At 41.6% G+C, this 12,825-nt stretch carries 11 protein-coding genes; 3 read left to right on the forward strand and 8 right to left on the reverse strand.

The features are described 5' to 3' along the window. Positions 1 to 327: 327 nt before the first annotated feature. From pulA to thpR, 3 genes are all read right to left on the reverse strand, one after another. Entirely contained in the window at positions 328 to 2,469 is a 2,142-nt protein-coding gene (pulA, locus tag N1I87_RS13620; protein ID WP_341102285.1) for a type I pullulanase, read from the reverse strand. 305 nt (positions 2,470 to 2,774) lie between these two features. Next, entirely contained in the window at positions 2,775 to 3,770 is a 996-nt protein-coding gene (locus N1I87_RS13625; RefSeq protein ID WP_341102287.1) for an NERD domain-containing protein, read from the reverse strand. A gap of 7 nt (positions 3,771 to 3,777) precedes the next feature. Then, positions 3,778 to 4,344: an RNA 2',3'-cyclic phosphodiesterase gene (thpR, locus tag N1I87_RS13630; protein WP_341102289.1), complete on the reverse strand. Its 567-nt coding sequence runs from the start codon at positions 4,342 to 4,344 to the stop codon at positions 3,778 to 3,780. 178 nt (positions 4,345 to 4,522) lie between these two features. Here thpR and cysK point away from each other — a divergent pair, with 178 nt between their 5' ends. Continuing rightward, a complete protein-coding gene (gene cysK, locus N1I87_RS13635; RefSeq protein WP_270583287.1) occupies positions 4,523 to 5,452 on the forward strand; it encodes a cysteine synthase A in 930 nt (309 codons plus the stop codon). 230 nt (positions 5,453 to 5,682) lie between these two features. On the opposite strand, the gene dat is transcribed toward cysK, so the two are convergent. Beyond that, on the reverse strand, positions 5,683 to 6,543 hold the full coding sequence (dat, locus tag N1I87_RS13640) for a D-amino-acid transaminase (RefSeq protein WP_270583286.1): 861 nt from the start codon (positions 6,541 to 6,543) through the stop codon (positions 5,683 to 5,685). A 70-nt stretch (positions 6,544 to 6,613) separates the two neighbouring features. Next, entirely contained in the window at positions 6,614 to 8,029 is a 1,416-nt protein-coding gene (gene pepV / locus N1I87_RS13645) for a dipeptidase PepV (protein WP_341102292.1), read from the reverse strand. A 325-nt stretch (positions 8,030 to 8,354) separates the two neighbouring features. On the opposite strand from pepV, the gene N1I87_RS13650 reads away from it, so the two are divergent. Then, on the forward strand, positions 8,355 to 8,573 hold the full coding sequence (locus N1I87_RS13650; RefSeq protein WP_003355705.1) for a DeoR family transcriptional regulator: 219 nt from the start codon (positions 8,355 to 8,357) through the stop codon (positions 8,571 to 8,573). Between the two features lie 51 nt (positions 8,574 to 8,624). Here the strand turns inward: N1I87_RS13650 and N1I87_RS13655 are convergent, their stop codons facing one another. After that, a complete protein-coding gene (locus N1I87_RS13655) occupies positions 8,625 to 9,362 on the reverse strand; it encodes a pseudouridine synthase (protein ID WP_003355706.1) in 738 nt (245 codons plus the stop codon). Positions 9,363 to 9,414: 52 nt separating this feature from the next. Then, positions 9,415 to 11,040 carry a putative polysaccharide biosynthesis protein gene (locus N1I87_RS13660; RefSeq protein ID WP_327823845.1) on the reverse strand — a complete coding sequence of 542 codons (1,626 nt, stop codon included), beginning with the start codon at positions 11,038 to 11,040 and terminating at the stop codon, positions 9,415 to 9,417. A gap of 129 nt (positions 11,041 to 11,169) precedes the next feature. On the opposite strand from N1I87_RS13660, the gene N1I87_RS13665 reads away from it, so the two are divergent. Continuing rightward, the gene (locus N1I87_RS13665) at positions 11,170 to 12,438 is read left to right on the forward strand and encodes an NAD(P)/FAD-dependent oxidoreductase (protein WP_341102295.1); all 1,269 of its coding nucleotides are present in this window, start codon (positions 11,170 to 11,172) and stop codon (positions 12,436 to 12,438) included. A 99-nt stretch (positions 12,439 to 12,537) separates the two neighbouring features. Here the strand turns inward: N1I87_RS13665 and N1I87_RS13670 are convergent, their stop codons facing one another. Beyond that, complete coding sequence (locus tag N1I87_RS13670; RefSeq protein WP_040341861.1) at positions 12,538 to 12,729, reverse strand: sporulation protein Cse60; 192 nt, start codon at positions 12,727 to 12,729, stop codon at positions 12,538 to 12,540. Positions 12,730 to 12,825: the final 96 nt, after the last annotated feature.

A 12,825-nucleotide genomic window follows, 5' to 3' on the forward strand; every position in this document is an offset into this window, starting at 1 on the left:
CAATACGAAGGCAATGGTCCGACCAATGACCAATGGACTTCGCTTGAAAAAGCAGAGGGTCCCTTTTTCTCATCACAAGCAAAATAGGGGTTCGATTTTAAAGGACAATTGCCTCAAAATGACCGTTGTATCCAACTAATCATCAGCAGTCCCCACTTGACGGAAGTTTCGCTTTCCTCGTGTTGAAAGGATCTAAACTCATTATTTAAAAAAATAGAAACAAGTTCGCGAAAAAAAAGACTTGCCGCTTTCTAAATTATTATTCTGCCCCGTTCGTCCAACAAACAAAATCCATGGTATGAACAGAGACGATAAAAAAGATTCCTACTATTGAACACATACATAGCAGCTAATAGGAGAAAGGACAAGCGTCTTTTCCACTTCTCGGATTGGTTGAATGCCTGCACGGTTCTCATCCGCAATCACTTTCCAAGCAAACTCGCCGGGAAGAGCCATTTCTCCAGACAATTCATTCGGATAAAACACGACGAGAATCTTATTCCAAGGTCCCTTGCCGCCCACGTCGTCCATTAAAACTGATACGATTCCCTCCCTTACTGTCCATTTTTTCAAATGCTTTCGGATCTCCTCAGCAGTTTGCAAGCGGAAAGCTCCATGATTTTTCCGAATTTCAATCAAACCTTTTATATAATCAACGGCGTCTTTATAATTCTCCTTCCTGCTCCAATCCAGCCAGTTGATTTCATCTTCGCTGTTATAGCTGTTTCCAACCCCTTTTTTTGTCCGAAAAAACTCTTGGCCGCTGTGAAGAAAAGGAATCCCCTGGGAAAGCAAAACCATAGCAGTAGCTAAAAGGTGGCGGCGACGGTTTTCCTCCTCTTGGTTTGGAAAACAAGCCATTAACTTATCCCACAAAGTATGATTATCATGGCATTCCACAAAATTTACAGATTGCAGCGGCTCTGTAAATATTCCCGTTCTGCCTTCTAAAGGGATGCTTGCGCACACCGCATGGAAAGCTTTTTCATACATATCCAGCTTTCCAAGAGCAAAGCCTTTGTCCGAAAGATGAAATACGCTCCCCTTTACGGAGTCGCGGAAAAAATCATTAAACTGGCCAATTTCGGGAAGTATATGCTGATTATGAAGCGCAGCTTTTTGCTGGCGGGCGAGCGGCGTCGGCAAATCCCATCCTTCCCCGATGATAAGACAGTCCGGCTTGTAAGAGCGAGCCACTTTTACTGCTTCTTTCATCGTTTCTACATCGAGAATACCCATTAAATCAAAACGAAACCCGTCAACATTATATTCTTTCAACCAAAACTCAATGGAATCCAGAATGAATTTTCGGGCCATCAGCCGTTCAGAAGCAAAGTCATTTCCAACTCCGGTGCCATTGGACGGCCGCCCGTTTTCATCAAAACGAAAATAATACCCCGGAACAAGTTGTTCGAAAGCGGAGCTCTCCCGTTCATACAAATGGTTGTAAACAACATCCATTATGACTCGCATTCCTTCAGAGTGAACGGCTTCAATCATTTCCTTTAACTCTAGAATCCGATTGTAAGGGTTTTGAGGCTCACTTGCATAAGATCCTTCAGGTACGTTATAAAATAGAGGGTTATACCCCCAATTGTATGATTCTTCCGGTTTATCGTCAGGAATGCCGTAAAAATCGTGAAAAGGAAGAAATTCGATATGGGTGATTCCTAAATTTTTGATATAAGATAAACCCGTTATTCCTCCCGTCTTTCCTCTCGTATTTTTTTCCGCAACTCCTAAATATTTTCCCTTGTTCTTTACTCCGCTGTCAGGATGAATGGTGAGATCTCTAATCGACGTTTCGTATATGATTGCATTGACGGGCGATCCAAAAGACGGAGGAGAAACTCTTTTAACATTGGTTTTGCCGAGATCGACGACGCAACTGTACTCGCTGTTCAGACTGACTGCTTTTGCATATGGATCAGCCGCTTTTCTCCATTCTCCATTTATAAAAACTTCGTAATAATAGCAAGATTGTTCCCAATCGCCTTTCACGACAGCAGAAAAAACTCCTCGTTCTTCCCGAATGAGCGAAAACGTTTCCCAATTGATTGCCCCTCTTCTTTTTACATGGACTTTCGCCTCTATCGCTGCCGGCGACCATATTTTAAAAACGGTCCTTTCCTTTGTATAATGAGCTCCCAAATCTTTTCCCTCATAAAAAAACATTTGGTCGAACTCTTGCGTACGAATAACTTTGCCGACAAGTAATAACGTTTCTTGCCCTCTTTCATCCAAAATATAATGACTTTTCCCGAAAACCGGAACCACCGGAGATTCGCAACGATATGTTCTGCCGTATTCTGAATCCAGTTTCTCCAGTATGTTCAAGTCAATTATGGCATCTTCCGTTTTTAGTCGAAAAGAAGACGATTCTCCTTGAAAGTAATCGTATGAAAGAAAAATAGTGAAGACATCCAACTCATCTTGGTAGGCATGAAACGATTGATTTTTAGGAAGCATACATCCTTCTTTCCTTTCCACTGTTTCAGTCCTTGCTCCCGCTTAACAGATCATTAGCCAAGGAGACGATGCCGCCCATTCATTTATAAAAATTCTTTTTGTCATCTGAGCACTCTGAAAGTGGAAATTTTTTTATCATCATTTTCTTGTCAACAGAAACCTATACAACTCTGAAAAATTACAGCCGGATGATGAAATTGATCCGATTATACAGCTAAAAGAATCCAGCTTTTGCCCCCTCTGATCGAATTTTATCAAACGGTCAGGCAGTTGGTGATAAATGAAAAGCACAACTTTTGTGCTTTTCAAAGTGTTCTATCTTCTGCTTCATCTCCGATTCCAATTTCATGATCTGGCCATTCCGCCTCATCGTCCCACTCCGGCCTATTGATGCTGTTGGTTTCCGCAAATTCCAAAACGGTTTTGGCCGCTTTTAATTGCTTCATTTTTAACGGGGAACGGAACTCTCTCATCGATTCAAACCATTTCGGATAGCTTTTTTTATCGAAAATGTGGAGATCAAAAGGAGGAGATGGATAATCAATGTAGCCGTTTCGCGATATGACCGCTTTTTTCACCGGAAAATCCACATTGTACGTACGAAATAACTTAGACACGATGACCCCCATTCTTTGCAAAGAAAGAACCGGACTTAACACTTTTTTCTCTTTTTTTCCTATTTTTTTGATCCAGAATCGATCTGAGGATCCAAAATAAACAGCCCGGTTTTCCTCCTCCAAAAAAGTAAGACACCATAGTTCAGTGGGCGTCAACAAGAGAACATCCAATTCGACCGGCGCCTTTTTCAAAGCCAATATCGGTTTATACATAACGAGAAACGTATCTGGAAATCTTTGCAGAAAATATTTTAAGCGTTCATCATAAAAATATTTGTAATCAATATATGATGTTTCTGTTAAAGTGGAACTTGCCCACTTGATTTGAAATTCAAACAGCTGATCGAGAAAAAATTGTTTTAACTCCAATTCGTTCATATTCGAAAGATCCATTTGAAAAAAGGGAGACTCTTTCTTTTCATTTTCCCCTTCATCCATCGAAAAATTCCTTTTTCGAAACATATTTTTCAATTTATGGAACATATTTGTTTTTTCCTTGTTCTCATCTTCATAAAAAAGGGATTCCTCTTGCGCCCACCCCTCATGCTCTTGTTTTTGCATTTCGCTCCAATTCACAAACTTGTCCCACTGTTGTTTTTTTAATCGGATAAATTGGGATGGGTAACGGTACACATCTTGTTGATATCGAGACACATAATCTTGGAGCTTAATTAACTGAGCCATTTCTTTTCTATTCCTTTCCTTCCTTATTTTCGAAACAAAACCGGACAATTTCTTCATACATGGGCGAACGGTCTAAATGGGTCTGATACAACACCACTGAGTCTGCTTGAAAAATATGGGAAGGTGGTTTGGCGTACAAAAAACCGGTTGCATCTGTAAACGAAATATCCCCATTCCATTTTTTCGCCAGCGTAATATGAGGGCGGAATGGTTTAGAATCCAACTGAAAACCTGCCTCTTTCGCAGCTTGGAATACTTGTTTTTGAATATCGAAGAGGCGGTTGTTCCGTTTTGTTCCTGCCCAAAAAATTCGGGGAGATTCTTTACGGCCGAATGTTCCGATAGAGTCAATCTGCACGGAAAAAGGCGGCGTTTTTTCGACGATCCGTTTTACTGTATCCACCGCTTCTTGTAACGGCTTTGGATCTGCGTCGCCTAAAAAAGCGAACGTAATATGATAATCGTTCGGGTGCACCCAACGTTTGAACGGCAATGAAAATTGGCGCCGCCAAGAATACAAATATTCTTTTGTTTCATCAGGCAGCCTTAAAGCAAAAAAATAATGAGTTTTCACTTCCACCACTCCTATGATTGGCCCTCCAGCACATGATGTCTAAAAATCGAGCCACTATCCCAAAATAATAATTACATTGTATCAAAAAATGGGAAAAAGTATAAAATCTGCAAAAGTTGATTAGACCTCTAAGAATAGGTATGATGAATAATGAAGATTAGAAAGGAAGGCGTAAACAATGAAGATCGTTCAAAACATAGCTGATCTAATCGGCAATACACCTTTGGTAAAACTAAACCGTCTTAATCCCAAAAACGGGGCCGATATTTACTTAAAGCTGGAATATTTCAATCCGAGCAAAAGTGTAAAAGACCGCGCCGCGTATAATATGATTGTGGAAGCAGAAAAAGCGGGACTGTTGAAAAAAGGATCCACCATTATTGAACCAACGAGCGGCAATACCGGCATTGGTCTAGCGATGAATGCAGCGGCTAGAGGATATCGCGCCATTATCGTGATGCCGGATACCATGACAAAAGAGCGCATTAACTTATTAAAAGCATACGGCGCCGAAGTCGTTCTGACTCCAGGAAACGAAAAAATGCCCGGAGCCATCAAAAAGGCGAAAGAATTGGCTGCGGAAATACCAAATAGCTTTATCCCCATGCAATTTGAAAATCCCGCCAACCCGGATGCCCATCGCCGCACTACCGCTATCGAAATCGTTGAGGCCATGAAAGAACTCGGAAAAGAGTTGACGGCTTTTGTAGCGACATCCGGTACTGGAGGAACGATTACCGGAACCGGTGAAGTACTGAAGGAACACTATCCCAATCTCAAAATCCATGTTGCCGAACCTTATGGATCGCCGGTATTATCGGGCGGAAAACCAGGAAAACATAAACTTGTAGGGACAAGTCCGGGATTTATTCCTGCCACCTTGAATACGGAAGTATATGATCAAATCCATTTAGTAAAAGATGAAGAAGCATATGAAATGACCCGCAAGTTGGCCAAAGAAGAAGGTATTCTTGTCGGTCCTTCATCCGGTGCTGCTTGCTTTACTGCCATCAAAGTAGCAAGCGAGCTTTCAAAAGATGACGTCGTTGTTTGTATGACAGCTGATACAGGCGAACGTTATTTATCAAGCGATCTTTTCCGATATTAATCATTCGTGTCTGTCCACCAGCAGTATTCCTTACTCCCCAAGGAATATGCTGGACCCATCAAAAATAACGGAAAAACCACGTTTTTGCCGAACCTTTTGGTGGGGTATTTTTCTATCTATATTTTTGCCCGGAATCCGCAAGGGGTCACATTCATAAAAAAAGCCAAAGCCTTCTATCCCTTCTGAAAAGCTTTGGCTAAACCACTATTCTTTCTTTTTCTGTTCTATCTCTATCCTTCAGTAATTTTACTTAAAGCTTCGATTTCTTTTTCTAACAACTCCTGTATTTTTAACGTAACCGCACCTGGTTTTCCATCAGCCACCGGCTTCTCGTTTACTTCCACAACAGGAAGAACTTCGGACGTAGTGGAAGTAAGAAATACTTCATCTGCTTGCAGCAGTTCTTGTTTCGTAAACGGCTTTTCGTCCACTTGAATGCTGTTTGCTTGGCATAACGAAATGACTACCTGCCTAGTAATTCCGTTTAAAATCAAGTTGTTTGCCGGATGTGTTTGCACAACTCCGTTTTTCACAATAAAAATATTGGAAGAGGCGCCTTCCGTTACAGTTTCTCCACGATGAAGCACCGCTTCATAGCACCCCTCGGAAGCCGCTTTTTGCTTTGCCAGCAAATTCGCCAGCAAATTTAAACTTTTAATATCGCATCGCAGCCAGCGAATATCTTCCACAAACAGCGCTTTCACGCCATATTTTCTTTCCTTGTCAGGCCTTTCGAATGATTTAGTATATGCCACCACGACAGGTAAAACGCTTGAATCAGGAAAGGCGTGAGCTCTAGGAGACGCACCGCGTGTCAATTGTAAATAGACGCTTCCTCCATCCAACTCATTTTTGTCAATTAATTCTTCAAGCAAGGCTTTCCATTCATCATTTGTATAAGGATTTTGAAGGGAAATTTTTTCCGCACTTGATTGAAAGCGAGACAGATGCTGATCGACAGCAAACATTTTACCATGATAAACCCTGATGACTTCATAGATTCCATCGCCAAATTGATAGCCGCGGTCTTCAATATCCACTTTGGCTTCTTTTCTCGGGAAAAACTCCCCATTTAACAGTACCCATTCCATCGGTATCTCCCCCATTCCCTCTTCATTGAAAACTCAATCAAATCAATCCAATTGCCGTCAGCTTTTTCTATTATCTTGTTAATTCATATATGGCTTGAGCATAAATCGCGGTTGCTTTCCATAAATCTTCTAAAAACATATACTCATCTTTTTGATGGGCGACGTCCGGTCTTCCTGGAAAAAGAGCTCCAAAAGCAACCCCCGTATCAAGCGACCGTGCGTACGTTCCTCCGCCAATGGCCAAAAGTTCCGCTTTTTCACCGGTTTGCTGTTCATATACATTCGCCAACGTTTGAATAAACGGATGGTCTTTGTCTACATGATGAGGTTTGCTGTCAGAGAAATTTTCAATGGCCAATCTCTTTTCACGAAGAATGTTTTTTAGCTGATCTATACGATCTTTAAGAGGAAAGGTGACAGGATAACGCATACTGATCCCTATTTTTCCTCCACGATCCCGATCAAAAGAAAGAATGCCAGCATTCAACGATAATTTGCCTGTTATATCATCTTCATAAGCGAGGCCTAATGAATCTCCTGTGAAATCTTGATGGAAATAATGAGAAACAAATTGGAAAAAATCTTTTTCGTATTCTGGCAGATCTAAACGAGATAAGAAATCACATAAATACAAACCCGCATTTTTTCCTTTTTCAGGCTCCGAGCCATGCACGGATATTCCTTCCATTTCCAGGACCAGATCGCCTCTGTCCATGAAATACTTGCCCTGCAAACCGTTTTCGCTCAAATAATTGGAAAACTGCTGCAAAATTTTTGTTTCCCCATGATGAACCATCAAAACCGCTTTTGCGTGATCAGGGACCATATTATACCGTCTTCCCGATTGAAAGGAGAGCACTTCTACCTCGCTTTCGGCCGCATCCTTCTCTTTTGCCGTTTGCACGATATCAAAATCAGCAATTCCTTTTTCTGCATAAATAATAGGAAAATCCGCGTCGGGAGCAAATCCAAAAGTCGGCATTTCCTCGACCTGAAAATAATGGTCGACACAGCGCCAATCGCTCTCTTCATCCGTTCCGATAATCATTCGAACCCGTTTGTTAATCGGCACTCCAAGATCCTTAACAATTTTCATCGCATAATAAGCCGCCATCGTCGGACCTTTGTCATCGATGGAGCCACGCCCAAATATTTTTCCGTCTTTGATTTCCCCGCCGAACGGCTCCACAGACCAGCCGTCTCCTTCTGGAACAACATCCACGTGACAAAGGATTCCTAAAAGCTCATCCCCTTGGCCAAATTCAATATGACCTGCCACATTTCCGACATTGCGGCTGCTGAATCCATCTCTTTCTCCCAATTTCAGCATAAATTCAAGCGCTTCTTTTACTCCTTTTCCTAACGGAGCGTCACTCGTCGCATGGCTTTCATCCAAAACGCTTTTTATTTGAATCAATGATTGCAAATCGCGAATCAATTCCTCTTTTCTTTTTTCGACTTCTTCGTTCCAATGAATTTCAGCCATATTTTGTTCTCCTTTAACTCTTTACTTTCTTCTTTTATTTTACTCTTCCCGGCCTGCAAAAAAAACATTTCGCCATTGAAAAAACCTTTAATCAAAAACTGCTATTTTACGACAATGGGATAAATTATCCACATTTGGGGCAAAATTTCAGTAAATTCAAGTTTTTTTAATAGTAAAATATCATCTAAAGGGGTATAATGTAATTATCAGACATCTTAAATTTCTTTGCAAAGGAGTTGTCTGAAACGAAAATCGTTACATAAAAGTATACCACATAAGTCGTCCGTTGTTATTGCCTCTGGAAAAAAGAAGAGGGAGTGGTTTTTTGAAACCTTCAACCAATCGGATGTTGACTAGGATTAAGTCCGTTTACATGTTCATTAAAGAAAATGGAACTGTCACTACGCAACAGATTGTCGATGAGTTTGGCATCACTCCTCGCACTATCCAACGCGACTTAAATGTGTTAGTTTACAATGATTTAGTTCAAAGCCCTAGCAGGGGCAAATGGACAACAACGTCTAAGAAAGTGAAAATATCCTAATGCGAAAAAAAGCGATTCCCGCTTAATCGGACGGGAAATCGCTTTTCTTTTTTATCTTTCGCTGTTTTTTCGCATCAGGACGTACTGCTGCAAGGAAGCGATCTCCTCTTGCCGCAATTCCCGATACTCTCCTAGTTTCAGTTCTTCATCCAATGTGAGTGGCCCCATTTTAAGACGCTTCAAATAGATGACTCGTTTTCCGACGGCTTCAAACATTCTTTTGACTTGATGAAATTTCCCTTCAGTAATCGTTAACTCAATATGAGAACGAATCCCGCTTTGAAGAATGTTCAATTGAGCCGGCTTCGTTACATATCCGTCATCCAGTTCGATGCCTTTTGAAAAAACGTTTCGGTCATTTTCCGTCACTTCTCCTGCAATTACGGCAAAATAGGTTTTCGGAACATGCTTTTTAGGGGACAAAAGCAGGTGAGCCAACTGACCATCATTGGTCAACAGCAATAGGCCCTCTGTATCTTTATCAAGCCTTCCAACCGGAAACGGCTGAAACACCTGATCTTTTGGATCCAGCAAATCTACAACTGTTTCCTCATATAAATCTTCTGTGGCGGAAATAACACCGGCTGGTTTATTCATCATAAAATAGACAAATTCTTTGTAATGAACGATTTCCCCCAAAACTTCTACCTTGTCCGTTTGTGGTTGAACATGCGTTTTCCCATCTTTGACCGGTGCCCCATTCACGAGCACCGCCCCTTTTTTCAACAGACTTTTCACTTCTTTTCTGCTTCCATAGCCGAGATTGGCCAGCATGCGATCAATTCTCATCATGAACCTCCTTGAAGATGGGAACCACAAGCAGCTAAAAGCAAAAGGATCATCATAATCCCCTAGATATTCTCAATTTTTTCCCGAGAAGCGTCGCTTTCTTGCCGAACATTTTCCCTATTAATTTAGTGCGGTAACTTAAATAAAAATAGACGGAAGCCCCCACCAAAGCACATATTCCGATTATGATCAATGCTTGAAGCTTGCTTGCCGGGTTCAAGAAATGCGCAAGAAGATGATAGGCGACGATCACGCAAATCGACATGATCAAATTAAACAGAAGGATTAATACCGTCCGACGAAAAACCACTCGATAAGAATAGGACGTAAATGCTTTAATCACCACAAGATTGATGATAATGGAAACCATGTAACCGATCGCCGTCGCATAGATAGCTCCTTCTGTTTGAAACATTTTAATCAAAGGAATGTTCAAACTAAGTTTTAAAAGAATTCCCACAAGTAAGCTGAAGACGGTAAAGCGTTGTTCGTTAATTCCTTGTAAAATCCCTGCCGTTACTTGGAAAAGCGCAAACAAAATCGCCACAGGGGCATATGTCTGCAAAATTTCCGTGCCAAGAGTGCTATGTTCATAAAAGACTGTGTAAAACGGCTCTGCCAGCAGAGATATGCCGAGAGAAGCCGGGACCGTCAAGTATAACAGCACTTGGAACGTCTGATTTAATTGATCGTTTACCCGTTTCATATTTCCTGAAACAAAGGATTCTGTCACTAACGGTACAAGCGTCATGGCAAAAGAAGTAGCAAGCGAAACCGGAATAATGACCAATTTCTGCGAGCTGAAATTTAAAATACCGAAAGCAGGAACAGCCGCTTTGGCTTGTCCAATAGCGGTCATCGCTCGGTTAAACGTCACCATATCCACCAGCTGATACAGTGAAGTGGCGATGCCGACAAAAACAAATGGAATCGCGGAAACAAAAATTTCTTTATACATATCAAAGAGAGAAACACTCACTTCTCCCCTGTCCTGCTTCAGCAGTTCGTTCAAATGCCGTTTTCGTTTCCAATAATACCAAAACAGCACCAGGAGGCCGGCAACCGCCCCAATAAAGGCCGCAAAAGTAGCGACGCTGATCGCAGAAACAATCGTGCCATGCAGAACATGCAAAACGACATAAGCCCCGATCAATAAAAATAAAATACGTGCTATCTGTTCTACGACTTGCGAAACAGCGGACGGTCCCATGGATTGGTGGCCTTGGAAAAAGCCGCGCATGATACTCATAAACGGGACGATAATCAAAGCGAAACTAACCGCCCGAATAACGGTAGCCACGTCTTCCACCGAATAGGTTTGATCTTTATTAGTAATGACAAGTTTTGCAAAAAATGGCGCAAATTCATACATGGCGAGAAAAGACAAGAAACCCGTGATCGTCATTAATACGAGTCCTGATCTAAAAAGTCTTCGCCCTACAGAATATTCTTCAAGTGCATTATATTTGGAAATAAATTTTGATACCGCCAGCGGTACACCAGCTGTGGCAATGCTGATAAAAATCATGTAAGGAACGTAGCCGTACTGATAAAGCGAAGCGGCATCTTCCCCACCGATAATGGCATAAAAGGGAATCACATAAAAGAGGCCAATAAATTTTGAGATAAACGTACCTAGTGTTAAAATAAAAGTTCCTCTTATTAATTTTGAAGCCATAACATCCCTTCCTGATCATAGAAATGTTGAAATGCACTAAGACATAGTTTACAACTTTACATAGTTTCTGACAAACTTTTTCATGGTCTTTTTAGTGTCGAAAAAGATGGTAAAGCAGGTGGTAACAATATGTATGATGTCATTGTGATTGGAGGCGGTCCTGCCGGTCTAATGGCGGCCATCGCAGCCGGCGAAAAGAAGGCAAATGTTCTTTTGGTAGATAAAGGAAACAAACTCGGCCGCAAACTAGCCATCTCCGGCGGCGGACGCTGTAATGTAACGAATCGGCGGCCGATCGAGGACGTGATCCGGCATATACCAGGAAACGGCCGATTTTTATACAGTGCCTTTTCGATTTTTAATAACGAGGATATTATTACATTCTTTGAACAGTTAGGAGTCCAATTGAAAGAAGAAGATCACGGGCGTATGTTCCCCGTTTCGGATAACGCTCAATCAGTCGTCAACGCCTTATTGCGCCGTTTAAGTGAATTGAAAGTCGAAATTCGAACGAACTCCCCTGTCAAAGATATTCTGTTTGAAACAGACCATAAACACACCATTGTCTTGGCCGACGGATCGACCATTGACGGTCGTGCCATCGTGATCGCAACCGGCGGTAAATCAGTGCCTCATACCGGGTCAACCGGCGACGGCTATCCTTGGGCGAAAAAAGCCGGCCACACCATTACCGAACTATACCCGACGGAAGTTCCTGTTACGAGCGACGAACCCTTTATTCAAGAAAAAAGGTTACAGGGCCTTTCACTAAAAGACATCGCTTTAAGCGTCCTCAATCCAAAAGGAAAAAAAATCATTACTCATCAAATGGACATGATTTTTACTCATTTTGGCATTTCCGGACCCGCCGTCTTGCGCTGCAGTCAGTTTGTCGTCAAATCGATGAAAAAATGGAATTTGGATAAAGTGACAATGCACCTAGATTCTCTTCCTGACTTTCACGAGGAAGAACTGTTTCAAAAAGTGAATCAAGAAGTGAAAAACAATCCGAAAAAATCGGTCAAGAACACTCTAAAAGGCCTGCTGCCCGAAAGATATTTGCTGTTTTTGCTGAAAAAAGCTGAGATTGACGAAAATACGCCTTGCAGCACTCTTCCAATAGATCGAATCAAGAATTTCGTCCATCTGTGCAAACATTTTACTTTTCAGGTAAACGGCACGCTCCCACTCGAAAAAGCGTTTGTCACAGGCGGCGGCGTCTCCGTAAAAGAAATCGAGCCAAAAACGATGGAATCCAAAAAAAGACCGGGCTTGTTTTTCTGCGGTGAAATCATGGACATCCATGGATATACGGGAGGATACAATATCACCTCTGCTCTTGTAACAGGGCGGCTTGCCGGCCTGAACGCCGCAAAATATCGGACAACACAAAATTAATAGAAGTTGCGTTTCAACCTAAAACGCCGTTTGCATAGACGGCGTTTTCTTTCATTCTTTGCTTTTAAAAAGCCGAAAAGTTTCATAGACCCATTCAGCTCATCGTTTTTCTTTCCGGTAAACCACCATCGCGCTGAAACAATAAATTTGCTCTTCTTCCTCTTCCGGCATCGCTGCAATATGGTACTTTATGTCCACAATATTTGGTTCATCCACCGTTTTTAAAAATGCGTTTATTTCTTCTTCCAAGTCTTTTTCATGCTCATAATCAAACACTTTGACTTGAATCATCATTGTTACTCCTTTCATTTCCTTTTTTAATTATCTTTTCCAATTTTTCGAAAATTTAATCGCATTCTAGATTTTTGCAAGGAAAAAGCATACAAT

This window comes from Bacillus sp. FSL W8-0102, from assembly GCF_038007225.1.
GTDB classification, from domain to species: Bacteria; Bacillota; Bacilli; order Bacillales; family DSM-4216; genus Bacillus_O; species Bacillus_O smithii.

Excerpts from the sequence above, each read along its gene's own strand:
- pulA (WP_341102285.1), bottom strand. The coding sequence starts at position 2,469 with ATGCTTCCTAAAAATCAATCGTTTCATGCCTACCAAGATGAGTTGGAT.
- N1I87_RS13625 (WP_341102287.1), bottom strand. The coding sequence starts at position 3,770 with ATGGCTCAGTTAATTAAGCTCCAAGATTATGTGTCTCGATATCAACAA.
- cysK (WP_270583287.1), top strand. The coding sequence starts at position 4,523 with ATGAAGATCGTTCAAAACATAGCTGATCTAATCGGCAATACACCTTTG.
- dat (WP_270583286.1), bottom strand. The coding sequence starts at position 6,543 with ATGGAATGGGTACTGTTAAATGGGGAGTTTTTCCCGAGAAAAGAAGCC.
- pepV (WP_341102292.1), bottom strand. The coding sequence starts at position 8,029 with ATGGCTGAAATTCATTGGAACGAAGAAGTCGAAAAAAGAAAAGAGGAA.
- N1I87_RS13655 (WP_003355706.1), bottom strand. The coding sequence starts at position 9,362 with ATGAGAATTGATCGCATGCTGGCCAATCTCGGCTATGGAAGCAGAAAA.
- N1I87_RS13660 (WP_327823845.1), bottom strand. The coding sequence starts at position 11,040 with ATGGCTTCAAAATTAATAAGAGGAACTTTTATTTTAACACTAGGTACG.
- N1I87_RS13665 (WP_341102295.1), top strand. The coding sequence starts at position 11,170 with ATGTATGATGTCATTGTGATTGGAGGCGGTCCTGCCGGTCTAATGGCG.
- N1I87_RS13670 (WP_040341861.1), bottom strand. The coding sequence starts at position 12,729 with ATGATTCAAGTCAAAGTGTTTGATTATGAGCATGAAAAAGACTTGGAA.